21 protein-coding genes are annotated in these 24,625 nt (G+C 58.7%); 11 read left to right on the forward strand and 10 right to left on the reverse strand.

Annotation, left to right across the window (positions count from 1 at the left end; all coding sequences use genetic code 11):
- Positions 1 to 4: 4 nt before the first annotated feature.
- From Q0677_RS01685 to Q0677_RS01715, 7 genes are all read left to right on the forward strand, one after another.
- Positions 5 to 874, forward strand: coding sequence for a DmsC/YnfH family molybdoenzyme membrane anchor subunit (locus Q0677_RS01685; RefSeq protein ID WP_298905320.1), 870 nt, complete (start codon positions 5 to 7; stop codon positions 872 to 874).
- A gap of 64 nt (positions 875 to 938) precedes the next feature.
- Positions 939 to 1,550 carry a ribonuclease D gene (locus tag Q0677_RS01690; RefSeq protein WP_298905322.1) on the forward strand — a complete coding sequence of 204 codons (612 nt, stop codon included), beginning with the start codon at positions 939 to 941 and terminating at the stop codon, positions 1,548 to 1,550.
- Positions 1,551 to 1,613: 63 nt separating this feature from the next.
- Positions 1,614 to 2,237: an LPS export ABC transporter periplasmic protein LptC gene (gene lptC / locus Q0677_RS01695; RefSeq protein WP_298905324.1), complete on the forward strand. Its 624-nt coding sequence runs from the start codon at positions 1,614 to 1,616 to the stop codon at positions 2,235 to 2,237.
- A gap of 29 nt (positions 2,238 to 2,266) precedes the next feature.
- Positions 2,267 to 2,731 carry a lipopolysaccharide transport periplasmic protein LptA gene (lptA, locus tag Q0677_RS01700; protein WP_298905778.1) on the forward strand — a complete coding sequence of 155 codons (465 nt, stop codon included), beginning with the start codon at positions 2,267 to 2,269 and terminating at the stop codon, positions 2,729 to 2,731.
- Positions 2,731 to 3,489 carry an LPS export ABC transporter ATP-binding protein gene (gene lptB / locus Q0677_RS01705; protein ID WP_282182058.1) on the forward strand — a complete coding sequence of 253 codons (759 nt, stop codon included), beginning with the start codon at positions 2,731 to 2,733 and terminating at the stop codon, positions 3,487 to 3,489. Before lptA ends, lptB begins: the two co-directional genes overlap by 1 nt.
- Before the next feature lie 243 nt (positions 3,490 to 3,732).
- On the forward strand, positions 3,733 to 4,311 hold the full coding sequence (gene raiA / locus Q0677_RS01710) for a ribosome-associated translation inhibitor RaiA (RefSeq protein WP_298905329.1): 579 nt from the start codon (positions 3,733 to 3,735) through the stop codon (positions 4,309 to 4,311).
- Positions 4,312 to 4,346: 35 nt separating this feature from the next.
- Positions 4,347 to 4,811, forward strand: coding sequence for a PTS sugar transporter subunit IIA (locus Q0677_RS01715; RefSeq protein ID WP_133485352.1), 465 nt, complete (start codon positions 4,347 to 4,349; stop codon positions 4,809 to 4,811).
- 10 nt (positions 4,812 to 4,821) lie between these two features.
- Here Q0677_RS01715 and Q0677_RS01720 read toward each other — a convergent pair whose 3' ends face one another.
- The 7 genes from Q0677_RS01720 to cysQ all read right to left on the reverse strand — a co-directional run bounded on the left by Q0677_RS01720 (position 4,822) and on the right by cysQ (position 12,831).
- Positions 4,822 to 6,237: a sulfotransferase family 2 domain-containing protein gene (locus Q0677_RS01720; RefSeq protein ID WP_298905332.1), complete on the reverse strand. Its 1,416-nt coding sequence runs from the start codon at positions 6,235 to 6,237 to the stop codon at positions 4,822 to 4,824.
- Between the two features lies 1 nt (position 6,238).
- A complete protein-coding gene (locus Q0677_RS01725; RefSeq protein ID WP_298905334.1) occupies positions 6,239 to 7,939 on the reverse strand; it encodes a beta-1,6-N-acetylglucosaminyltransferase in 1,701 nt (566 codons plus the stop codon).
- Positions 7,936 to 8,946 (reverse strand): glycosyltransferase family 2 protein, encoded by a 1,011-nt coding sequence (locus Q0677_RS01730; RefSeq protein ID WP_298905336.1) that lies wholly within the window; start codon positions 8,944 to 8,946, stop codon positions 7,936 to 7,938. Before Q0677_RS01730 ends, Q0677_RS01725 begins: the two co-directional genes overlap by 4 nt.
- Positions 8,947 to 9,087: 141 nt before the next feature.
- Complete coding sequence (locus tag Q0677_RS01735; RefSeq protein WP_366940938.1) at positions 9,088 to 10,029, reverse strand: glycosyltransferase family 2 protein; 942 nt, start codon at positions 10,027 to 10,029, stop codon at positions 9,088 to 9,090.
- A 99-nt stretch (positions 10,030 to 10,128) separates the two neighbouring features.
- Positions 10,129 to 11,022 carry a UTP--glucose-1-phosphate uridylyltransferase GalU gene (gene galU, locus Q0677_RS01740; protein ID WP_298905337.1) on the reverse strand — a complete coding sequence of 298 codons (894 nt, stop codon included), beginning with the start codon at positions 11,020 to 11,022 and terminating at the stop codon, positions 10,129 to 10,131.
- 201 nt (positions 11,023 to 11,223) lie between these two features.
- Positions 11,224 to 12,027: a manno-octulosonate cytidylyltransferase gene (locus tag Q0677_RS01745; RefSeq protein ID WP_298905339.1), complete on the reverse strand. Its 804-nt coding sequence runs from the start codon at positions 12,025 to 12,027 to the stop codon at positions 11,224 to 11,226.
- A gap of 6 nt (positions 12,028 to 12,033) precedes the next feature.
- Positions 12,034 to 12,831: a 3'(2'),5'-bisphosphate nucleotidase CysQ gene (gene cysQ / locus Q0677_RS01750; RefSeq protein ID WP_298905341.1), complete on the reverse strand. Its 798-nt coding sequence runs from the start codon at positions 12,829 to 12,831 to the stop codon at positions 12,034 to 12,036.
- Between the two features lie 131 nt (positions 12,832 to 12,962).
- On the opposite strand from cysQ, the gene Q0677_RS01755 reads away from it, so the two are divergent.
- The 4 genes from Q0677_RS01755 (at position 12,963) to radC (ending at position 18,023) form a co-directional block, all read left to right on the forward strand.
- Positions 12,963 to 13,784 (forward strand): ABC transporter permease, encoded by an 822-nt coding sequence (locus Q0677_RS01755; RefSeq protein ID WP_298905343.1) that lies wholly within the window; start codon positions 12,963 to 12,965, stop codon positions 13,782 to 13,784.
- Between the two features lie 236 nt (positions 13,785 to 14,020).
- Entirely contained in the window at positions 14,021 to 15,937 is a 1,917-nt protein-coding gene (gene dnaK / locus Q0677_RS01760) for a molecular chaperone DnaK (RefSeq protein ID WP_298905345.1), read from the forward strand.
- Positions 15,938 to 16,001: 64 nt separating this feature from the next.
- Positions 16,002 to 17,141 carry a molecular chaperone DnaJ gene (gene dnaJ, locus Q0677_RS01765; protein ID WP_298905347.1) on the forward strand — a complete coding sequence of 380 codons (1,140 nt, stop codon included), beginning with the start codon at positions 16,002 to 16,004 and terminating at the stop codon, positions 17,139 to 17,141.
- 108 nt (positions 17,142 to 17,249) lie between these two features.
- Complete coding sequence (gene radC, locus Q0677_RS01770) at positions 17,250 to 18,023, forward strand: DNA repair protein RadC (RefSeq protein WP_298905349.1); 774 nt, start codon at positions 17,250 to 17,252, stop codon at positions 18,021 to 18,023.
- Positions 18,024 to 18,026: 3 nt separating this feature from the next.
- Here the strand turns inward: radC and Q0677_RS01775 are convergent, their stop codons facing one another.
- The 3 genes from Q0677_RS01775 to secA form a co-directional block, all read right to left on the reverse strand.
- Entirely contained in the window at positions 18,027 to 19,604 is a 1,578-nt protein-coding gene (locus Q0677_RS01775; RefSeq protein WP_298905351.1) for a phosphate ABC transporter substrate-binding/OmpA family protein, read from the reverse strand.
- Between the two features lie 97 nt (positions 19,605 to 19,701).
- A complete protein-coding gene (locus Q0677_RS01780) occupies positions 19,702 to 21,684 on the reverse strand; it encodes an acyltransferase family protein (protein ID WP_298905353.1) in 1,983 nt (660 codons plus the stop codon).
- Positions 21,685 to 21,795: 111 nt separating this feature from the next.
- Positions 21,796 to 24,477, reverse strand: a complete 2,682-nt coding sequence (gene secA / locus Q0677_RS01785) for a preprotein translocase subunit SecA (protein WP_298905355.1) — start codon at positions 24,475 to 24,477, stop codon at positions 21,796 to 21,798.
- Positions 24,478 to 24,625 lie beyond the last annotated feature (148 nt).

The following is a 24,625-nucleotide window of genomic DNA, read 5'->3' on the forward strand; positions in this document are numbered from 1 at the left end:
ACGGATGCATCCCGCACCCAGTGTTATCATCTTCACCACCTTTTCCGGGCTTGGCTTCGGGCTTTTGGCCTGGATGGGTCTTGGTATTCCTGACGTCGGCGGCATGACGCTGCTGGCGTTCTTCGTCATCGCCTATGTGCTGGCGGCGGGCGGGCTTTTGGCCTCGACCTTTCACCTTGGGAACAAGAAGAACGCGATCTATGCGTTCAGCCAATGGCGGACCAGCTGGCTGAGCCGCGAGGGCGTGGCCGCCGTCGTCACGCTTCTGCTGTTTGGTCTGATCGCCCTTGCCCGCGTCTTCATGGGCGCAGACATGGCGTTTTCCGGTGTAATAGGCTCTGTTTTGGCGCTGATCACCGTCTTCACCACCTCGATGATTTACACCCAGCTCAAGACGATCTCGCGCTGGAGCCAACCACTCACACCTATTTTGTTCCTGCTGCACGCAATTGCAGGCGGGGCGCTCTTGGCTGGGGAAGTAAAGATCGCAGGCGTGCTGCTGGCCGCGCTTGCCGTCGTGATGTGGCTGCACTGGCAGCAAGGTGACGCGCGCGCCGCGAACCGAGGCACGCTGGGCGACGCCACCGGGCTGGGCCATCTGGGCGAGGTTCGGATGTTCGAGAGCGGCCACACTGGCGGCAACTATGTGCTGGACGAGATGGTCTATCGCGTCGGCCGCAAACACGCGCAGAAGCTGCGGATGATCGCGCTGGGCGCGGGCGCTGTCCTGCCCGCTGCTATCCTGCTGCTGACCCCAGCCGGCCACGCCACCGCCTTCATCGCCTTGGCGCTGCATATCGCAGGCGCGATCGTCGGCCGTTGGCTGTTCTTCGCCGAAGCCGAGCATGTTGTCGGGCTTTATTACGGCAAGTAAGCCTTTTCGTTGAACCTGTTCCCCTCTGGCCCTATGCAGAGGGGAAACAGATTACGAGGGCGACATGGCCAACCATCTCTACAAGCGCGACCTTCCCGATGGGCTGGACCTTGGTCCGGTCGTAGCCATCGATTGTGAAACCATGGGTCTGAACCCGCATCGTGACCGTCTGTGCGTGGTGCAGATGTCCGGCGGGGACGGCAATGCGCATCTGGTGCAGGTCGAGAAAGGCCAGACCAGCGCGCCGAACCTTGAGAAGATGCTGACCGACCCTAATGTGCTGAAGATCTTCCACTTTGGTCGCTTCGACATCGCCGCCATGCTGAACGCGTTCGGCGTGGTCACGGCGCCCGTTTATTGCACCAAGATCGCCTCGAAACTGGTGCGGACCTACACGGATCGGCACGGGTTGCGGAACCTGCTGGATCAGTTGCTGAAAGTCGACATCTCGAAACAGCAACAGATGAGCGACTGGGGCGCGGAAGAGCTGACCCCGGCGCAGCTGGACTATGCGGCGTCCGACGTGCTGCACCTGCACCGTCTGAAAGAAGAGCTGGATATGCGTCTGGCCCGCGAAGGTCGGACAGAGATGGCACAGGCCTGCTTCGACTTCCTGCCCATGCGTGCCCGGCTGGATCTTGCCGGTTGGCCCGAACAGGACATCTTTGCGCACTAAAGGCTGCCTTGGAATCCGGCGCATCGGCGCTAGATAACAAGCAACCCTACCGAAAGGCCCCGCATGTCCGGCACCCGCATCACATATACGCGTCTTGTGAACTGGCTGAAGATCATTCTGCCAGCCACTGCGCTTGTGCTGCTGTCCTTGATGTTTCTTGTGTCGAAATCTGTCGATCCGACCACATCGCTGACCTATGCGCGGATCAATCTGGAAGAACTGACGGGCGAGCAGAAGATTACCAATCCGAAGTTTTCCAGCGTGACCGAAGATGGCGCCGCGATCCAGTTCAAGGCTGCCAGCGCCGCCCCGGACGAAGAACGCGCCAATTATTTCAAAGCGTTAGAGCTTGAGGCCGACATCGAAACCCCCGACGGCGCGCAGGTTCATATCCGTGCGGCTCAGGCCGATATTGATGGCACTGCGCACAAGATCGACCTGTCCGGCGGCGTGTCTTTGCGTACCTCGACAGACTACTGGATCTCGACCGAAACGCTGACGACCTCGATGGACAGCACCTATGTCGCCAGCAATGGCCCGGTCGAAGCCACGGGCCCGATGGGCGACCTGTCGGCAGGTGACGCCGTCATTTCTCAGGCAGAAGGTGAAGACGCCGGATATGTTCTTGTTTTCAAGGACGGGGTGAAGCTGATATATGATCCCAAAGACAAGGGGGAACCCCGGTGATCAAACGCAGTTTTATTTATTCCATTTTGATGGCGATCTGCTTGCCGGTCGCCGCTTTCGCACAAGCTCAGGTTGCCTTTGGCGGGCTGAAGCATGACAGCAGCCTTCCGATCGAAATCTCGGCCGATCAACTGACCGTGGACCAGTCCAGCGGGGCGGCGACGTTTTCCGGCAATGTGGTGATTGGTCAGGGCGACATGCGCCTAAGCGCCGGCAAGGTGCGCGTGGAATACGCAACGGGCGCGGACACGACCGGCGAAATCTCGCGCCTACACGCTACGGGTGGTGTCACGCTTGTAAACGGCGCCGAAGCCGCTGAGGCGCGCGAGGCGGTTTATACGATCGAGTCAGGTCTGGTTGTGATGACCGGCAACGTGATCCTGACCCAAGGCCAAAACGCGCTGTCGTCTGACAAGCTGACCGTGAACCTGCAGAATGGCACGGGCCAGATGGACGGGCGGGTTAAATCGATCATCCAGACCGGGGCGAACTAATGGCGGCCCCAAATCTGACAGTTGAAAACGGCGACGCGGGGCTGCGCATCATCGGATTGCGCAAAAGCTATCGCAAAAAGCCGGTCATCCGCGAGGTGAACCTGGAACTGCACCGGGGCGAGGTTGTTGCGCTGCTGGGGCCAAACGGCTGTGGTAAATCCACGACCTTCTATTCCATCGCTGGGCTGGTCACGCCCGAAGCTGGTCAGGTGATTATCGACGGCGAAGACGTGACGCTGTTGCCGATGTATCGCCGTGCGCGGCGTGGGATCGGCTATCTGCCGCAAGAGATGTCGATCTTCCGCGGCATGAGCGTCGAAGACAACATCCTGTCGATCCTCGAGATCTCGACCAAGGATCGGCACAAGCGCCGTGAGCGTCTGGAAGAGCTGCTGAACGAATTCTCGATCAGCCACCTGCGCCGCACCCCCGCGCTGGCCCTGTCGGGCGGGGAACGTCGTCGCTGTGAAATCGCACGACTCTTGGCATCGAATCCCAAGTATTTGCTGCTGGATGAACCCTTCGCGGGCGTCGATCCGATTGCTGTGGGCGAGATTCGCACACTGGTGCATGACCTGAAAAACCGCGGCATCGGCGTGCTGATCACCGACCACAACGTGCGCGAAACGCTCGAGATCGTCGACCGTGCTTACATCCTGCATGACGGCCATGTCCTGATGAGCGGCACCACCGACGAAGTTGTGAAGGACGAGAACGTCCGCCGCGTCTATCTGGGTCAGAATTTCTCGATCAACTGACGAATGTGACATCGGGTCGCTTGACAATCCCTACCGACTCGTCGCCAAATGAAGGTGATGCATGAACACGCAACCCTTCGTTCGTGCCGTGCCCAATGCGGGCTCGCACATTTGATCGCCCCAGACCTGATCGGGCGGACAAATCTCTGCAAAGACAAAACATCCACATGTTTTAAAACAGTTTTCTTGCTTTATGCCCCCGTGGCATAAGGCCAAATTCCTACAGCGATCAAAGGAGATAGGATGCAATATCAAATCAGTGGCAAGCAGATCGACATTGGTGAAGCCCTTCAGGTTCACGTGAAAGAAGAGCTCGGCGGCATTGTTCAAAAGTATGCTGAACGCCCCACCGATGCGCAGGTCATTTTCTCGAAAAGCGCACATGAATATGTCTGTGAAACCATTGTTCACCTGTCCACTGGGCTGACCGCTCAGGCGAAGGGTCACGCGACCGAAATCTACGCGGCATTCGACCAATGTGCCGAGAAAATGGAAAAGCAACTGCGGCGTTATAAGCGCAGGTTGAAGGACCATCACCGTGACCGCGTCGATCCGGTTGAAGTTTTCGGTGGATCCTCGTATATCCTCGCCAACGAAGAAGGCCACGACGAGGCAGAGGACGCTACGCTCCAACCCATGATCATCGCCGAAATGGAAACGCGCATCCCGTCGCTTTCCGTTGGCGAAGCTGTCATGCAGATGGAGCTGGCCCACGCCCCCGTGCTGGTTTTCAAGAACGAGAAAACTCAGGGCATGAATGTCGTATACCGTCGTGAAGACGGAAATGTCGGCTGGATTGACCCGGTTAACAACGAAGCGTAGGCCCCCCGCCTTGGCGGGCGGGAAATTGGTCAAAAATGGAACTTGCGAGCATTTTGGCGCCGTCCGCCGTAAAGGTTCTGTCGACGGTGTCGTCCAAGAAACGTCTTTTTCAAGACTTGGGCGACATCGCTGCGGATTGCTATGGCATCAACGCAGAGGATGCGTTTGCCGCCCTGTCCGAGCGTGAAAACCTTGGCCCGACCGGCGTAGGTCGCGGCGTTGCCCTGCCCCATGCCCGTCTGGCCGGTGTCACCGAAGTGACCGGCTGCTTTGTCCGCGTAGAAAAGCCGTTTGATTTCGACGCCGTGGATCGTCAGCCCGTAGACCTGATCTTTGCGCTGTTTGCCCCGGAAGATTCCGGTGTGGACCACCTGAAAGCGCTGGCGCTGGTGTCCCGCTCGATGCGCGACGCGTCGATCTGCGCAAAGCTGCGCGCCAACACGGACACCGCGGCCCTGCATGCGCTTCTGACGGATAGCCTGTCGAACAAGGCGGCCTAAGCGCCGCCTGTCAGGATTTCCCCCACGGCCGATAGCCGAACATCATATAATCACGCTGATAGGCGGCCTTCACGGCGGTCTCGACCTCGTCATCATAGATCTGAGCCAGCGTGAAGGGTATATCGTCTTGCGGCGCTGGCAGCATGGACGCGGCTAAGCCAACGTCCTGTGCAAGCGCAAGCAAGCCTTCCTCAAGCTCGTCTTCGCGCAGCACGCGGTCAGGCAATTGGAAGTCCGAAAACCCTTTGATCACAGCAGATTGCGTGGCCCACGAGGCATCTACACGGATGCCGGTCTGTCCGGCCAGATTGCGTCGGACGAAGTTGGCAAACGCGATGAACGCCGCGCGATGGGCAGCAACATCCCAGCTGTCATCGGGCAAATGCTCGGGCAGGGGGACGTCATAGTTCTCGCGCAGGGCGTTTTTGATTTCCCAATAGGTCTCGGGCCCGCCTTGCAGGAAATGCGTACAGAACGCAGCGTGCAGGCGGGCGACCGGGTGGCGCAGCACCGTGAAGGTACGATGCCCTTTGTTGCGGTTCTTCCACTGGCGCAGCGATTTCTGGTTAAACTCCGAGGACAGTTCGCCGAACCCTTCCATCCAGCCTTTCACGCGCTCCACCGGACCGCCCTTGATGGGCAGGTACATCAGCGGCGCATTCTCGGCCGTCACATAGGTTGGCACGGCCGGCGGGCGGGCGGGTTCAAAGTTCGGCACTTTGCCAAGGTCGAACAGGTCGATGTTGCGCACCGTCTCGACCAGCTCATCGATGTTGCGAACCTTTTCGGCCAACGTCTCGGGGTTTTGTTTCTTGTATTTGCCCGAGAACTTGGTGATCTCGTGCTCGGCCCCCAGAAACTTCCCCAGCCCGTTCACAACATCGAGATTCTGCGTGTCTTCGTAATCGATATAGAATGCCGTCTGGCCGGTCTTTTGCAGCCGACCTTTGATGTTCAGCTGGAAAGCTTTGTATTCATAGAAGAATTTTTCAAATTCGCTTGAATCAAACCGTACGCGGAACTTCTTGGCATCCTTACCGTTGGTCAGCGCCCATTGCTGCGTGGCCCAAGCGATCCGGCGACTGACATAGCTTTCCACCTGGTTCCGCGTCAGGACCACCTTGGCGCAGCGCGGGTCGTCGATCACATGCTCGAAAATACGCATGTCGTGGTCGTGGAAGAACCGAAAACCGGGAATGCCGTCTGTGCCGGCTTTCATCTGCTCCAGCAGCTTCACCGGGTTCTTGTCGCGCTGCTTTACCGTGACGCCGAACAGCTCTTCCAGCTCGGGTTTCACCATAAAATAGGGGTTGAACGCCTCGCCATAGCATTGGATCCCGTCGAACTGATCCAGATTGCTTTCCAGAAAGTTGGACCCCGTGCGCATCTCGGCAAGGATGATGAAACAGTCGAATTTCTTATTCATATTACTTTGTCACCAAATAGGGCGTGGTGCGCGCGGGCTGGGCTGGCTCGGGCGCATAGTCGGTTGGGAAATCACCCGCGAGGTGCAGATGCATGCCTTGGTTTTTCAGATTTTGCAGGAACTCTCCGAACCCGCCCAGATGCACCATCTCGGGCGGCGCGGACAGCTTGGGGCGGTCGCGGGCGGCCAACTGGTCTAGAACATCCTGCAGTGGCTCGATCGGGTTCAAAACGAAATCCGAAAGGGTCTGGATTTTAACACGGGCGCGGCAGTGATCGGACAGAAGGACCTTCAGGAACGCACTTTCCGTCTTTTGCAGGCGCGCAGCAGTGCGGCGCATGTCGGCAAACCGGCCTTCGGACAGGAACAAGGGCACGGCCCACGCCCCCGAGATGATATGGATCCGCGCATTGGCGTCGCGCGCGATGTCCCATGTGATGTCCTGCGTATCCGCGGGGCCAAACTGGAAACACTGCCGTTCCCCCCGCGTATTCCAGATTAGGTTGTTCAGAAAAGCCGTGCCGTCATAGTCACGCAGCGCCGCCGAAGACGACAGCGCCCCGAAATACTCGCCCCCGCCACCTGCGAAATGCGCACCATCTGGCGCGAACAGATGCCCATGCACCCGCACTTTGCCAAAGCTGGCCAGCCACGGTTCAAACCCGCGAAACATCTCGGAAAAGCCTTGCAGAACCACATAGGGTTCGGCGGTCACGCGATTGCCCCAGCGCTGGTGCGGAAAGCGGCTTTGCATCAACAAGCCGGGTCGCCCCTTGGTCCGGCGATCCACCGCCTTGGCGAAGATCCGGTCGATCTCGCCCGGATTGGGTTCGGCCCCGGCACTTAGGCTGGGCGCATCCGACAGGAAGCTATCATAGAGCCGATCCGCATGGGGCCAGATTTTCCGCGCCACGAAGCAGTCTGAACGTCGAAGAAGTTGCAGGTGATCGTCATAGAACACATGCGGTTTGCCCTGATAGTCGAACTTCGACAGGGTCAGGGATCGGCTTTCGATTTTCTTCGAATGTTGGCGGGATAGGGTCTGATAATAGCTTTCATCCGGGATCCAGACGCGCCGGAAATAGGCATCATTCACGGCGCGCCGGGGGTCGTTCAGGATGGCCGCCAAGGTGTGTCGCGTCAGGCACCACCACTGACTGCCCAGATGCGGAGAGATGCCCAGGGGGATACGGCGCTTGTACCCCACTCGGCGCTGAAGCCTTACATAGCCATCAAACAGCCGGCGGTGACGCTTCCACGAGAACGGAAAGCGCAGGGTGAAGCGTTCGGTGTTCAACCCGCCGATGGCCCACGGCACGTCCTCGGTCGTGACGCTTTCGATGAAATCGGTAGAGGGCCGGTCGCGCAGATAGGTTGTTAGTTCGGCGACCGGGCGCAACGGTAAGCAACTGCCCGAGGCCAGCAGAACGTGCTGCACATCGGGGAAACGGTCCAACATCAGCTCGGACGCGGTTTGACTGGCGGCCACCAGCGACCACGTGCCCCATTCGCAGCGGTGCCGGTCGCAGAACAGCACATTGTCACGATCCGCCAAGCTGTCGACAAAGCGGTCATAGGTGTCACGGTCCACGCGCTGATCGACATGCAACACCACGGGGCAGCCGTGATCAGACCAATGACGCGCCAGCTGGGTTGCGCGGTGCAGTGCCTCGTGCACGATCATGACAACGCCCAAGCTCATGCCCAGTTCCCCTTGGACATCAGGCCCAGCACCTCAAGCTGTCGCCAGTTGATGTATTCCTCGCTCCACTCACACCACAGGACCGGATCATCCGCCATTCGGGTGTTGTAGGCGCGGTATTCGTGGCTGTTGGCATAGTGCTGACGGCGCTGAAGCTCTTCCTTCGATTTTGCCTCGAACGTGTCCAGAAACTTGGTGTGCAACAAACAGCCCGAGGCTTTCTCGCCCCCGGATTCGTCGTAAACAAGGTTCAAACCGCGCGGCAAAAGCGTGTGGGTCGAGCTGACATAGGCATAGGACCGACGCCACCTCACCAAAGGGATCTTGTTCAGGGCGGGGGCGCGTTCCGGGTTGTCGTCAAAAAAGACACGGGCGCGCACGCCGCCCTGGATCCACAGGTTCCGAAACTGGCTGTTCTTGCGAATGGTGTAGTTGCCGCTGTCGAACCAGCGCGTGATCTCAAGCGGGTTCTGACCGGCCTGATAGGGCTCGGCGCCGATCTGGCCCTCGGGATACATATCCATCAGCATTGCGCCGAAGCTTCTGATCTCGCTCGCGTCCAGCCAATCGGTCAGCGCGCGCAAGGGGCGAGTGTCGCAGAACGGATAGACAAAGAACTCGTCCGTATCGACGGTCAGGCACCAGTGATCGTGCCCGTATTTGCGTTGCAGCCAGTTCAGCCAATCCACGCCGAACTTCGCGCGTTTGTAACTGGCCCCAGTGGCCCACAGCGACACATCATCCTGCTGCGCCAGATATTCCCGCGATCCGTCGTCCGAGCCATTGTCCACGATCAGAAAGTGATTCACGCCCAAGTCCCTGTAATACTTCAGGAAATAGGGCAGGCGGACCAGTTCGTTGCGCAGGGTGGTAAAGACAAGGATGTCCGCAGGCGCGATCTGTGTGGTACGGTTCTTGACCGCCGACAGCTCGTGCCGTTTGCGAAACGCACGGATCAGGTGGCGCTTGCGCTTGAGCCTAAGGCGATATGACGTCAAAGCGCCCAAATCGTATCCTGTCCGTTAATGCCTGTATCTGCTGGCGCGCGCCTCTGCCCGTGGCAGGCACAAAGCGCGGTCCACCTTTGCTTTTATATCTAAATTCTAAACGTCTTCCATACATCGCGCAAATCCCTTCACGCGATGGTGTTAGTCACTCCACCCCCCAGTCGACATCAGCCCAAGTCGGGTCAGTTGCTGCCAGTCTTCGAACCGCTGTGCGCCGGGATGCCACAGATCCGGGGCCGCGCCGATCGCATCGTAATAGGCGTCGAACTGGTCGGGCTGGCCGAAATGCTCGCGCCGGGATTTTTCCTCTTCCGACCGCTCCAGCACGCCGGGCAGGAACTTGGTGTGCAGCAGAACGCCGGACAGCTGCTCGGTGCCACTGATCGCGGGCGGGCCGTCCCATTCCAAGTTTAGACGCGGCGGCAGGATGGAATGGGTCGAATTCGCATAGGCATAGCGGCGCGACCACTTGACCAAAGGCAGCTTGTTCAGGGTTGGACCGCGCGTGGGCGCGTCTGGAAAGAACACCCGTTCCCGCGCGCCGCCTTGAAGCCACAGGTTCTGCATCGGTGCCTGCCGGACCGCGCGATAGGGGCCAGCATCGAACCAAGGCAGCGCCGCGATGGGGTCGTCCGCCGTGTCGGCCACACCCAACGGCCCCTTGGGATACAGATCCAGCATCAGCGCGCCAAGCGCCTGCGCGCCTGTGGCGTCCAACCTTTGCGTCAGGGCGGGCAGGGGGCGTTTGTCGTGATGCGGATAGATCAACAGCTCGTCCACATCGACGGTCAGACACCAATACCCGTGCCCATAGCGAAACTGAAGCCAGGTCAGCCAATCGACGCCAAACCGCGCGGATTTATAGCTGGCGTCGGTGCGCCACAGCGACACATCGGGCTGCTCCGCCAGATACTCGGCGCTGCCATCGGTGCAATCGTTGGCGATAATCAGGAAATGCCCAACTCCAAGGCGGCGATAATGGGACAGAAAGAAGGGGAGGCGCTGCATCTCGTTGCGTAGCACCACAAACCCCAGAACCTGATCTTTCTGGATCAGCTCCTTACGCTCATTGACTGGGGTCAACTGTCGCCGGGATCGGATCGAGCGCCACAAAAGGCGTCGACGTTTCAGCCGCATCCGATACGAGGCCACAAGGCCGGACACGCCCCCCGTCACGCAGGCTTACTCGGCAGCTTTGTTCTGGGCCACCAGATCGTGCAGATAGCCAATAAGCTCGTCCCGAAGCTCTTCACGGGCCATGCCGAAGGCCACCGTGGCCTGCAAGAACCCCGCCTTCGAGCCACAGTCGAACCGCTGACCACGGAAGCGGTAGCCATAGACATCGCGGCCCTGCACCAGTTCGTTTGCAATGGCGTCGGTCAGCTGAATTTCGCCGCCTGCGCCGGTTTTCTTTGCGTTCAGGCTGTTCAAAACATCCGGGGTCAGGATGTAACGGCCAATCACCGCCAGATTGGACGGCGCTTCGTCGATCGAGGGTTTCTCGACCATACCGCGGGTCGAGACCAGATCGCCCATGTCCTCTTTCACATCCAGCACGCCGTAAGCGCTTGCTTTTTCGGGCGGGACTTCCATGGCCGCGACCATGCAGCCGCCGGTATTTTCATAGGCTTCCACCATTTGCTGCAAACAGGGCTTTTCAGCAGCGATCACGTCATCCGGCAGGATCACGGCGAAGGGTTCGTTGGCAATCAGGCGGCGGGCACACCACACCGCGTGACCCAGACCCAGCGCCTTGTGCTGTCGCATATAGGCGATGGCACCAGATTCCATATTGGTGTCTTTCAGGATCTTCAGAAGCTGGTCTTTGCCCTTCTTGCGCAACTCCTGCTCAAGCACGGGCGAGTTGTCAAAGTAATCCTCAAGCGCGCCTTTGCCACGCGAAGTTACGAAGATGAATTCCTTGATGCCAGCGGCACGCGCTTCGTCAATGGCGTATTGGATCAACGGCCGGTCAACCAGCGTCATGATCTCTTTCGGGATGGATTTCGTCGCGGGAAGGAAACGGGTTCCCAGTCCTGCCACAGGAAATATCGCTTTCGTAACCTTACGCTTCATGAATTTCACCTTTGTACATATCGCAGCAAAACCTTAGCGATTCTTTCGTCAGGAAAGGGGTGACGGCATCACGTCAAAGTTGCGCTTACTCGTTAAGTCTCTAATTGATAAATTTGAAAACATCATGATCTTTTTCTAACATTCTAATGCAAAGCGGATTTTTTCTCGACTCTTTTCCAGAGACGCTCTGAGGGCTTTGAATTATTCCACCCCCAGCTCCTGCAAAATGGCTTCGATCCGCGGAACATCCTCGGGATTGTTCAGCTCCCAGAATTGGCGCGAACGGGCGTCGACCTCGACGCATTGAATGGGCTTTTCACGCTCGAGAAAACGCAGCTGTTCCAGCCCTTCCAACTGTTCCAGAGGCCCCGCGGGCCAAAGCGGGTAGGCGGCAAGGGCCGAGGGGCGGTAGGCATAGACGCCGACATGATGAAACACTGGCGTCTGATCGTGATCGGACCAGCCGTTTCCCTGCGTGTACGGGATCACTTCTTTCGAAAAATAGAGCGCGTGTCCCTCTGATCCGAAGACCGCCGTCGTTCCGCCGACACGTCCCGCCTTGCGGTCTTCCAGAAAGCCGTTCAGCGCGCGACCATCGCAGCGAAGAACCGGCGTGGCGACCTCGGCTGCGGGATGGGTCTTGAGCGCGGCAACCAGCTCTTCCACGAACCACGGAGGCGTCAGGGGGGCGTCACCCTGCAAGTTGACGATAATGTCGAAGCCTTCGCCCAGCGCGGTTAGGGCTTCGGCGCAGCGCTCGGTCCCGTTTTCGCAGGCGTCCGAGGTCATCACGACCTCGGCCCCAAAGCGTGTCGCCTCGTCGCGGATGCGGTCATCGTCGGTGGCGACCACAACCCGATCCACGCCGCGCACGGCTTTAGCGGCCTCCCAACTGCGGTGGATTAGGGTCTTATTTTGACCCGTCGCCCCCGTAAGCGGCGCAAGCGCCTTGCCCGGATACCGGGTCGAGGCATAGCGCGCCGGGATGACAATCAGCGTGGACATGCGGGATCAGGCCTTTTTCAGCTCGACACCCGGTGCATAGGCAATGAAGAACGGGTTCTCGTAGATCGGCTTGCCATAGGTCAGCGGCGTGTGATCGTCGAAGCGCACCACGTCGCCACCAGCCCCCTTCAGAACCGCATGACCGGCAGCGGTGTCCCATTCCATCGTGCGGCCCACGCGGGGATAAAGATCCGCCTCGCCCGTCGCAACCAGACAGAACTTCAACGAGCTGCCTGCCGATTTGCTGTCTTTGACGCTGTATTTGTTGATGTAATCCTCGGTCGCCTGATCGCGGTGGGATTTCGAGGCGACGATGAACAGCGCGTCGTTGTCGGGCGTCGAGACGGAGATCGGCGACAGGGCGCCCACGGTGTCTTTTGCGAACGGCCCTTGCTCTTCCACGCTTTCGCCGCCCGCACGGGTGAAGAACATGCGGCCTTTGGCGGGGGCGTAGACCACGCCGCGCACAGGGGTGCCGTCTTTGACATAGGCGATGTTCACGGTGAAATCGCCGCGACGGTGAATGAACTCTTTCGTGCCGTCCAGAGGGTCCACGATCAGGAACTCGCCCGCTTGTTCGCTGTGGCTGTCGGCCTGTTCTTCCGTCACCAAAAGCACATCCGGGAAGGCAGCGCGCAATCCAGCCGAGATCAGCGCATCCGCCGCTTCGTCCGCCGCGGTCACCGGGCTGTCGTCTGATTTGGCGCGCACATCGAAATCGTCCGAGTTGTAGATCTCCATGATCACATCGCCCGCTTCCAGGGCCAAAGTGCGCATAACAGTTTCCAGACGCTCAAAATCCAAGTCGAAGCTCCTTAAAGAAGGCCAAATCTGGCCTTGTTGATAACATTCTGTCGCACCCTTATGATCAACCAGTAAAGGATCAGCAAGAATTCCCTGATAAATAGCACCGCATAACCGTTCAAGGGAACGCCATGTTTGAGGCAAAGAAGAAACAATCGAAGCTGTCTGCAGCGTTTTCAATGCTCGAGGTCATCTTCCACATGACCGCGCACAGCATTCGCAGTTCGCACACAAATGCCTTCGCCGCACTTGCGATCAACATGACGCAGGTGTTGGTCATGATGGCTGCTTTCTATCTTATGTTCTCAGTACTCGGACTGCGCGGGGCGGCCTTGAGGGGCGATTTCCTGCTCTATCTCATGTCGGGCATCTTCGTTTACATCACAAACATCAAAGCGATGAGCGCCGTGGCCGGAGCATCCAGCCCCACAGACCCGATGATGCTGCACACACCTATGAACACGTTTGTGGCCATGGTCTCATCCGCTTTAGGGTCGCTCTACATTCAAGTTTTAACAGTCAGCCTTGTTCTGGCGGTCTATCACATGGGCTTCACACCCATTACAATTGACAAGCCGGTTGGAGCGGTTCTCATGCTCCTGCTGTCATGGTTCAGTGGCGCGTCGATGGGTGTGGTTTTTCTAGCTCTGAAGCCGTGGTTTCCGCAGTTCACCAATATTGCAAAAACGGTTTATACGCGCGCCAACATGATCGCGTCGGGCAAGATGTTCGTGGCCAACTCTCTACCGTTCAACATAATCGTGTTGTTCAACTGGAACCCTCTGTTCCATATCGTCGACCAGACACGCGGGTTCACCTTTGTGAACTACAATCCGCACTACACCAACTGGATGTATCCGTTGATCTTCTCGCTTGTGATTATCCTTGTAGGCCTGATGGGCGAAAGCTATTCCCGTCGACATGTCTCGGCCAGCTGGGCAGCGCGTCAGTAGTCGCGATCACGCGCTTTCCAAGGCTTTGACACGCCAAAACCACACAAAACCTCAAATTGACTCGGAATTTTTGCGCCAACAGGGGCACCGGACCGCTTGCAGGCCCGATTTTGCCTACTTATATACGCCGAGACGCCGGAGATGGATCACTCCTGACCCGGTAAAAATCTGGGATCCGGGGCCGATGCTTTGCAAGGTCGGTCCTGACAACATCGCCTAAAGAGAGGATATTACGCATGGCCAAAGTCATCGGTATCGACCTCGGCACCACCAACTCGTGTGTTGCCATCATGGACGGCTCGCAGCCGCGAGTCATCGAGAACGCAGAAGGTGCACGTACCACGCCTTCGATCGTAGCCTTCAAGGACGACGAGCGCCTTGTAGGTCAGCCTGCCAAACGTCAGGCTGTTACCAACCCGGACAACACCGTCTTCGCCGTGAAACGCCTGATTGGCCGTAACATGAACGACCCGGCTGTCGAGAAAGACAAAAAGCTGGTGCCCTATTCCATCGTGGATGGCGGCAATGGCGACGCATGGGTTGAAGCTGCTGGCGAGAAGTATTCGCCCTCGCAGATCTCGGCCTTCATTCTGGGCAAGATGAAAGAAACGGCAGAAAGCTATCTGGGTGAAGACGTCACTCAGGCCGTGATCACCGTGCCTGCTTACTTCAACGACGCTCAGCGTCAGGCCACCAAAGACGCCGGCAAGATCGCTGGTCTTGAAGTGCTGCGCATCATCAACGAGCCGACCGCGGCTGCGCTGGCCTATGGTCTGGACAAAGAAGACACGCAGACCATCGCCGTATATGACCTTGGTGGTGGTACCTTCGACGTGACCATTCTGGAAATCGACGACGGCCTGTTCGAAGTAAAATCGACCAACGGCGACACGTTCCTTGGTGGTGAAGACTTCGACATGCGCATCGTTCAGTATCTGGTCGATGAGTTCAAAAAGGAAAACCAAGTCGATCTGTCGAAAGACAAGATGGCTCTGCAGCGCCTGAAAGAAGCCGCTGAGAAAGCCAAGATCGAGCTGTCGAGTGCCTCGCAGACCGAAATCAACCAGCCCTTCATCTCGATGGGCGCTGATGGTGCACCGCTGCACATGGTCATGAAGCTGACCCGCGCCAAGCTGGAAAGCCTTGTGTCGGACCTGATCAAGCGTTCGATCAAGCCGTGTCAGGCTGCCTTGAAAGATGCTGGCCTGTCGACTGGCGACATCGACGAGGTGGTTCTGGTTGGCGGTATGACCCGCATGCCGAAAGTGATCGAAGAGGTCACCAAATTCTTCGGTAAAGAGCCGCACAAAGGTGTAAACCCGGACGAAGTGGTTGCCATGGGTGCTGCCATTCAGGCCGGTGTTCTGCAGGGCGACGTGAAAGACGTTGTTCTTCTGGACGTGACCCCGCTGTCGCTGGGCATCGAGACGCTGGGTGGCGTGTTCACCCGTCTGATCGACCGCAACACGACGATCCCGACCAAGAAGTCGCAGATCTTCTCGACCGCGGAAGACAACCAGAACGCCGTGACCCTGCGCGTGTTCCAAGGTGAGCGTGAAATGGCTGCGGACAACAAGATCCTGGGCCAGTTCAACCTGGAAGACATCCCGCCCGCACCGCGCGGCATGCCTCAGATCGAGGTGACCTTCGACATCGACGCCAACGGCATCGTTGAAGTAGGCGCCAAAGACAAAGGCACCGGCAAAGAGCAGAAAATCACCATCCAAGCTTCGGGCGGTCTGTCGGATGACGACATCGACGCAATGGTGAAGGACGCTGAAGCCAACGCCGAGGCCGATAAAGAGCGTAAAGAGCTTGTCGAAGCCCGCAATCAGGCCGAAAGCCTGATCCACTCGACCGAGAAGTCGATGGAAGAGCACGCTGACAAGGTCGACCCGACCACGATCGAAGCCATCGAGCTGGCAATTGCAGCCCTGAAGGACGATCTGGCCAAGGACGACGCGTCGGCTGACAAGATCAAAGGCGGCGTTCAGAACGTGACCGAAGCGGCCATGAAACTGGGCGAAGCGATCTACAAGTCGCAGCAGGAAGAAGCTGCTGGCGAACCTTCGGAAGAAGCAGACGGCCCCTCGGCCGTGGACGATGACATCGTCGATGCCGATTTCGAAGACCTTGACGACAGCAAACGCTAAGTCGCTTAGGTGAATGGCGGGGCGGCCACGCTGCCCTGCCTCCCTCCCAAGTGGAGACGACCCCATGGCAAAACGTGACTACTATGAGGTTCTTGGCGCTTCGAAAGGTGCTTCGGCGGACGAGCTGAAGAAGGCCTATCGCAAGAAAGCCAAAGAGCTTCACCCAGACCGGAATTCCGACAACCCCGACGCCGAGTCTCAGTTCAAAGAAGTGAACGAGGCCTACGACGTTCTGAAGGATGCCGAGAAGAAAGCTGCCTATGACCGCTTTGGTCATGCTGCTTTCGAAGGCGGTATGGGCGGACGTCCCGGCGGCGGCCATCATGGCCAAGGCGATTTCGCCAGCGCGTTCTCGGACGTGTTTGACGACCTGTTCGGCGACTTCATGGGTGGCCGTGGCGGGGGCCGTGCGCGCGCCCAACGCGGATCGGACCTGCGCTATAACCTGCGCGTAACGCTGGAAGAGGCGTTCTCAGGCATCCAGAAAACCATCAACGTGCCGACCTCGGTCGCCTGTGATGAGTGTGATGGAACCGGGTCCGAATCCGGCGCGGAACCCACCATGTGTCCGACCTGTCAGGGCATGGGCAAGGTCCGTGCGCAGCAAGGTTTCTTTACGGTCGAGCGCGCCTGTCCGACCTGTCAGGGCACCGGTCAGATGATCCAGAACCCCTGCAAATCCTGCCACGGGGCAGGGCGCAAGGAAAAGGAACGCTCGCTGTCGGTGAACATCCCTGCTGGTGTTGAAACCGGCACCCGCATTCGTCTGGCTGGCGAAGGCGAAGCTGGGATGCGCGGAGGACCTTCGGGCGATCTGTACATCTTCATCGAAGTCTCTGATCATGCCATTTTCGACCGTGAAGGCACGCATCTGCATTGCCGCGTCCCGGTCTCGATGACTGCGGCCGCACTTGGCGGCGATATCGAGGTTCCGACCATTGACGGCGGCCGTTCCCGCGTGAAAATCCCGGCAGGCAGCCAATCGGGCCGTCAGATGCGTCTGCGCTCCAAAGGCATGCCCGGACTGCGCGGTGGACCGAACGGTGACATGTATATCGAGCTTGCGGTGGAAACGCCGGTCAACCTGACCTCGCAGCAAAAAGAGCTGCTGCGCGAGTTCGAGAAACTGTCGGAAGAGAACAACCCCGAAAGCTCGAACTTCTTCACGAAGGTCAGAAGCTTCTGGGACAGCATGAAGGGCTGATCGCTCTGTCAGAAATCCAAGCGCCCCGGTGTTGCACAAACGCCGGGGCGTTTTTGTTTCTGGGGCGCGTTAACCTGTCATTCACCAGTTGTGGGACAGGCTGTCCCAATGACCGACCAGCGTGACTTCCACTTCGCCGAGATGCCGCAAAGCCTGTTCGACACGGACGAGGCACCCGCAACGCCGATTGCGATGACCGCTGGCAAGCTGCCGTCCTATATCAAGGACCACCGCCAACGGCTGCGCGCACGGTTTAACGACGGCGGGGCGCAGGCCATGCCGGAATACGAGTTGTTGGAACTGCTTCTGTTCCGCTCGATCCCCCGCCGTGACGTGAAACCCATCGGGCGCGCGCTTCTGGACACGTTCGGTGATTTCAACCGCGTGGTCACGGCCCCAGCCGATCGGTTGCGCACCGTGTCAGGCATCGGGGATTCGGTCATCACCGACCTGAAGATCATCGAGGCCGCAGCCCATCGCATGGCGCGCTCCAAGGTGATGCAACGACATGTGATTTCCAGCTGGGACGCGGTGCTGGATTACTGCCACACCACGATGGCGCATAGGGACACAGAACAATTTCGCGTGCTGTTTCTGGACCGCAAAAACGTGCTGATCGCGGACGAGGAACAGGCGAAAGGGACCGTGGATCATGTGCCCGTTTACCCGCGCGAGGTGGTGAAGCGGGCGCTGGAACTGAATGCCTCGGCGTTGATCTTGGTGCACAACCACCCGTCCGGAGACCCGACTCCGTCCGAAAGCGATATCCAGATGACAGCGCAGGTGAATGACGCCGCGAAGGCGCTTGGCATTGCGCTACATGATCACTTGATCATCGGAAAATCGACCGAACTGAGCTTTCGGTCTGAAGGATACCTTTAGGCGTCAGTCCACCCAGATCTCGACCCGGCGGTTCACGCTGCGACCCCAGGCGCTGTCGTCACAGGCCATCGGCATCGCCTCGCCAAAGGCGTCGATCTGCATCTCGACGCGGGACAGATCGAAGGCCTCAAGCTGCGCCAAGACCTGATCCCGCACGGCACGCGCGCGGCGTTCGGACAATTTTCGGTTCTGCTCTGCAGCGCCTTGCCCGTCTGAAAATCCAATGAAAGACAAGCGCTTACCGTCAAAATGCCCGCTCTCCAGCGCCTCGGCCAGCAGCGCCACGTTCGACCGCGAGGGCGCATCCAGCAGGGTTGATCCGCCTTCAAAACGGAAGCTGATCGACAGACGCTCGGACCCGGTCAGGGTGGTGATCATGCGCTGAAGTTCGTCCAAGGTGACTTCTTCCCCGCCCGCGGTGATCGCATTGGCCATCCGATCCCCCTGCGCGCGGAGCGGTTGGCGGGTCAGCGCCTGGTCCACAAAACCCGCGCGGCGGGTGACGAATTGCGCACTGTCGGTCCGCAGATAGGACAGGAACTCGCGCCCAATCTGGGGCAGGCGACGTTCCGGCAGATACAGGAACATCGGCATGGTCAGAGGATAATCTTCGGACTTGATCGACGCGCGCGAGGCATGGACCGAGAAGCCGCAACGCCCCGACAGCTCGACAACTTCGCCGCTGCCGCGCTGAGTATAGGTGGTCATCGCAATGCCGTAAGGATCACGCGCAATCGCGTCGGCAAGGGTGCGGCTGGTCGGGTGAATTACCACACGGTCAGACAGGGTGACGCCCTGCGCCGCGATGACGTCCTGCATGAAAACGGGACCGAATCCTTCTTCCACATCCATCATGTAAGGCGTAATCGGCGCGTCTTCGCCGCCCAGTTCGGACCAATTGGTGATCTTGCCCGCATAAATCGCCGCCAGCTGCGAAATCGAGATCCGCGTCACCGGATTTCCCGGCGCAACGATGGGCACAAGCGCGTCCAGTGCCGCCACCCGGCTTTGCCGCGCCATCCGCAAATCACCAAAGCCCGCGTCCCGCGCAAGCGTCCGCTCGCGCGTGGTCGCTTGGCGCATCGACAAAACCATATCGGCCTGCTGGCTCAGCAGATCAGCAAAGCCTTCCGAGCTGGTGGTCAGCTTGATCGTGAAGCGCGCGACCTCTTGCCCGCTGCCGCTTTGCATAAGCGTATACAGCGCGCCAACACCTTGAATATCCTCGCGTTTCAGGGCGTAGCCGTTGCGCAGGGCAAAGCCCTCGACCAATGCAGGGAACAGGACGGCACCCATATTGTGGGCCCCTGAAATCGTCAGCTCTGCCACGAAAGGCCCAAGGCTGGGACAGCCCGGCCCCTCGCAACTAACGCCCGAGCTATCGACGGTCAGGATGCCGAACTCGGTATCGACGCGATAAAATTCGCCATCGAAGGTCAGAAGATAGCCGGTCAGCTCGACCGTGCCGTCGCGCGAGGTCAGCGTGACGTCCTGCGCCCGGGCCGCAGAAGCGCTGATCAGCGTAATCGCGCAGATTGCACCCAGAAGGCGCACAAGGATATCAGGTAGAATTCGAGTCACACGGGGACCATAGATATTTCCGCGCCCAACGCCAGAGCCTCTGTTCGTGAACGTGGATTTTCGAAGAGGCGTGACCGATCTGACAATGCCTTGTGGGTTATCTTGGGGGGAGCGACGCGACCGCCTGAACGATATCTGGCGCGATCAACGCTGCGCCCGCATCGCTGGGATGGTCACCATCCAGATACAGGATATCAGCAGAGTTCGCGTTTGCGCAGCGGCCCGTTGCAACATCGCAAAACCGCGCATGAATAGGCGCAATCCTGACATTCTGCGACTGCTCCTGCACCGCTTTAAAGGCAGCGATCACAGGTTTGGTTCGCGTGACATAGACGCTATAATCTGTGGACAGTGATTGATCGTCACTTCCCGCGAAATGCATGCGTTTCGCGATCAGTTCGGGCACGTTCCACCCTGCCTCGGGGATCGGTTCGACAAGGACCAGATTGAAGCGCTGTGCCAGACCTTCCAGTTTCGACCGAAGCAGATCAAATTGCCCGGCGTGGAGAGTTGCGCCCAGATCACGTACATCCATGCGTGTTCCATGCTCGATCCCACCTTCGCCGTTGTCAAAGCGCGTACCATGCAAGTAGGCCGGGAACCGTGCGGCAAGTACCAGCGTATCAATCCCAATCTCACCCGCGTAAGTCAGGATTGCGTCCACGAACTCGGCGCATTCATGGGCCGAAGACTTATGCACGTGCTCCATATTGGGCAATGGGATGCAACCGCCATAGGACCCGACATAGACATTCCGCCCGCTCGCGTTCAATGCTGTGGTCACCTGCGGCCAGACAGCCGCCACATGGCTGTCCCCCAATAAAAGTACCTCGCCCGAAGCGTCAGGAACCGAGTGATAGCAGGCTTGTTTCGGTACGAATTTCGATCGGTTTTCGTCAAAATGGCAGGTCCTGTCGATCCGATCCGTGTGCATCGACAAAACCGCACGCGCCTCGGGCGAAAAGCGGTTTGGAAAGCCGTTGTTCACATGCCCCCATGCGCCAAATCCCGCGATCAAAACCAGCCCAACAATACTGGTTGCGAAGACAGAAGATCGAGACTGCATCCATGTGTTAGGCCCCGCGCGGAACGGCTGCTCGACATAGCGCCAGCTGAAAGCGGCCAAGATCAGGGACAGCACGGCAAGCCCCAACATCAGGGTAAGACTGGGCTCGGTCAGGCTGCGAATGCGGGCGAAGGCGAAGAGCGGTTGGTGCCACAGATAAGCGCTGTAGCTGATCAGCCCGATCCCGACGATGGGTTTTGCGGACAGAATCGCAGCGACCCGCGTGCCTTGCTGCCCAAACAGGATGATCAACAGCACGCCAATGACGGGCAGCAATGTATAGAGGCTGGGGAACGGGGTCGTGTCGTCAAACAAAAATACCGCCACACCGATGGCCAGAAGGCCCAGCATAGCGACGATGTCATTGCCGGGCAGGGGGCGCCGGTGCAGGGCGAAAGCACAGAAGGAACCGGCCAACAGCTCCCACACGCGGCCGGGGGCGAGGAAGAAATTGGCGGCAGGGTGGTTTCGCCAGCCCCATTCCGCAAGGCCAAGGCTGACCACCGCGATCAGGGCCAAGATCCAGATCACCGCCTGCCTACCCAGTTTCCACAGCGCGAACAGCAAGACGGGGAAGATCACATAGAACTGCTCTTCAATGGCCAAGCTCCATGTATGAAGTAGCGGTTTCAGGTCGGCGCCGGCCTCGAAATACCCGCTTTCCATCCAGAACAGGAAGTTCGACGAAAACAGGCTGACCGCCACAAGGCTTTGGGAATAGTCGCGCAATTGCGCGGGCAGCATCCACAGGATTGCGAAGGGGATGGTGCAGGCCACCACAAAAAACAGCGCGGGTAGGATGCGCCGGGCGCGGCGCTCATAGAATTTCAGAATGCTGAAACGCCCACGCACGATATCTTCGATCAGGATCGAGGTGATCAGGTAGCCACTGATGACGAAAAAGACGTCGACGCCGACAAAGCCACCTTCAAACAGGCCAATGCCCGCATGAAACAAAATGACCGGTAAAACGGCAACCGCACGAAGGCCATCAATCTCTGGCCGATACAACATTACACAACAAAATCCCGTCAAATACCGCTTTACGATAGGTCAGCTATCGGCGGATTTGCAAGAAATTGTTGTTATCAGGGTGTTGCCGCGCCGCTGAGCGACGCGACAGTATCAGGTCAGTCGGCCGTGGCAGTGCTTGAACTTTTTGCCCGATCCACAGGGGCAGGCATCGTTGCGCGACGGGTTGCCCCAAGTGGTGGGATCGTTTTCGTCAAAGCCTTCGATGGCGTTTTCATTCGGCTCAGCGGCCGCAGCAGCTTGTGCCGCCGCCTGCTGCTGTTGGATCATCTGCTGCATCATCGCCTGCTGCTCTTCTTCCGTCATCGGGCGGATCTGAGCCAGCTTCTTGGTCACGTCCGAACGCAGACCATCCAGAAGGCTTTCGAACAGCTGGAAGGCTTCGTTCTTGTATTCGTTCAGCGGATCGCGCTGCGCGTAGCCACGGAACCCAACGACCGAGCGCAGGTGGTCCAGCGTCAGCAGGTGCTCGCGCCATTTCGAATCGATCGTCTGCAGGATCAGCTGCTTTTCGATCGTGCGCATGGTCTCGGGTCCGAAATCAGCGGCTTTCTTGGCCATGAACGCGTCAGACGCATCATAGAGGCGCTCGCGAATGCTGTCGTCATCCACGCCTTCCTCGGCAGCCCAATCAACAACCGGCTCTTCAAAGCCCAGATGTTCGATGACAGCGGCTTGCAGACCTTGTGTGTCCCACTGATCGGCATAGGATTTCGGCGGCATGTATTGGTCGACCAGATCGTCGATCACCTGATGGCGCATGTCGCCTGCGATCTCGGACAGATCCTCGGCTTCCATGATTTCCAGACGCTGACCAAAGATCGCCTTACGCTGATCGTTCATCACGTCGTCGAACTTCAGAAGCTGTTTACGGATGTCAAAGTTGCGGCCTTCGACCTTGGCTTGGGCGCGCTCCAGCGACTTGTTCACCCAAGGGTGCACAATGGCCTCGCCTTCCTGCATGCCGAGGGTCGACAGAACCTTTTCCAGACGCTCGGACCCGAAGATGCGCATCAGGTCATCATCCAGCGACAGGAAGAAGGCCGAGCGGCCCGGGTCACCCTGACGGCCCGAACGACCGCGCAGCTGGTTGTCGATCCGGCGGCTTTCGTGACGCTCGGTGGCCAGAACGAACAGGCCGCCCGCATCTTTCACCGCTTGCTCATCTGCCTCATGGGCTTCTTCAATCTGAGCGCGCAGGGCTTCGTGATCGCCATCCGGGTTGGCGGCGATGGCTTCCATCACCTTGAATTCAACGTTGCCGCCCAGCTTAATGTCGGTGCCGCGACCCGCCATGTTGGTGGCGATGGTCACCGCGCCCAGCTTACCGGCATCGGCGACGATCTGTGCCTCACGCTCGTGCTGGCGAGCGTTCAGAACGTCGTGCTTGATCTTGGCATCGGTCAACAGTTGCGACAGCTGTTCCGATTTCTCGATCGAGGTCGTGCCGACCAGAACCGGCTGGCCTTTCTCGTTCGCCTCGCGGATTTCCTTTACGATGGCGTCAAACTTCTCGCGTTCGGTGCGATATACGGCGTCGTTTTCGTCGATACGTGCAATCGGGCGGTTGGTGGGAACTTCGACCACACCAAGGCCATAGATCTCGGCAAATTCCTCGGCTTCGGTCAGGGCCGTCCCGGTCATGCCGCCCAGCGTGCCATAGAGGCGGAAATAGTTCTGGAACGTGACCGAGGCCAGCGTGACGTTTTCCGGCTGGGTCTTGCAGCCTTCCTTGGCTTCAATCGCTTGGTGCAGACCTTCGGACAGGCGACGACCTGCCATCATACGGCCGGTGAATTCGTCGATCAGAACCACTTCGCCATCACGGACGATATAGTCCTTGTCGCGGGTGAACAGCTTGTGGGCGCGCAGGCCTTGGTTCACGTGGTGCACAATGGTGGTGCTTTCCGGATCGTAGAGCGACTGACCCTCGGGCAGCAGACCACGGGCATGCAGCAGCTCTTCCAAGAACTCGTTGCCTTCCTCGGTAAAGGTGGCGCCACGGGCTTTCTCGTCGATGGTATAGTGCTCTTCCGTCAGCTCGGGGATCAGCGCGTCCACGGTGACATACAGTTCCGAGCGGTCCTCGGACGGGCCCGAGATGATCAGGGGCGTCCGGGCTTCGTCGATCAGGATCGAGTCGACCTCGTCCACAATCGCGAAGTTATGGCCGCGCTGGGACATGTCTTTCAGCTCGGACTTCATGTTGTCGCGCAGATAGTCAAACCCAAGTTCGTTGTTGGTGGCATAGGTGACGTCGCAGGCATAGGCCGCACGCTTTTCGTCATCGGCCTGATGCGGATAGACGACGCCGGTGGTCATGCCCAGTGCGCCGTAAACCTTGCCCATCCATTCCGCGTCACGCTTGGCCAGATAGTCGTTCACGGTAACGATATGAACGCCCTTGCCGGACAGTGCGTTCAGATAGGCCGGGAAGGTCGCCACAAGGGTTTTGCCTTCACCGGTCTTCATCTCGGCGATGTTGCCTTGGTGCAGGAAGATCCCGCCCATCAACTGCGTATCAAAGGCACGCAGACCCAGCGCGCGCTTGGCGGCTTCACGACAGTTGGCAAAGGCCTCGGGCAGGATCGCGTCCAGCTTTTCGCCGTCCGCCACACGTTGCTTCAATTCTTCGGTCTTGGCGACGATGCCGTCATCCGTCAGGGCGGCGAATTCGTCCTCAAGCGCGTTGATCTTTTCGACAATGGGTCGCGTGGCTTTGATCTTGCGATCATTCGGTGTGCCAAAGACTTTACGCGCGATTTTTCCAAGCATGTTTTTTTGCCTCAATGCGGTTTAACGCTGGTTTGACCAGAGGAAACTTGCCCGTCCCGATCCAGCCACCTATCTAAGTGCTCAAGAACCCACGCTCTTAAGCCCTTAGCGATGTAAGCGTCGGGTGGAAAACTGTCAATGTTGCCGG

The organism is uncultured Aliiroseovarius sp., from assembly GCF_947492455.1.
Classification (GTDB): domain Bacteria; phylum Pseudomonadota; class Alphaproteobacteria; order Rhodobacterales; family Rhodobacteraceae; genus Aliiroseovarius.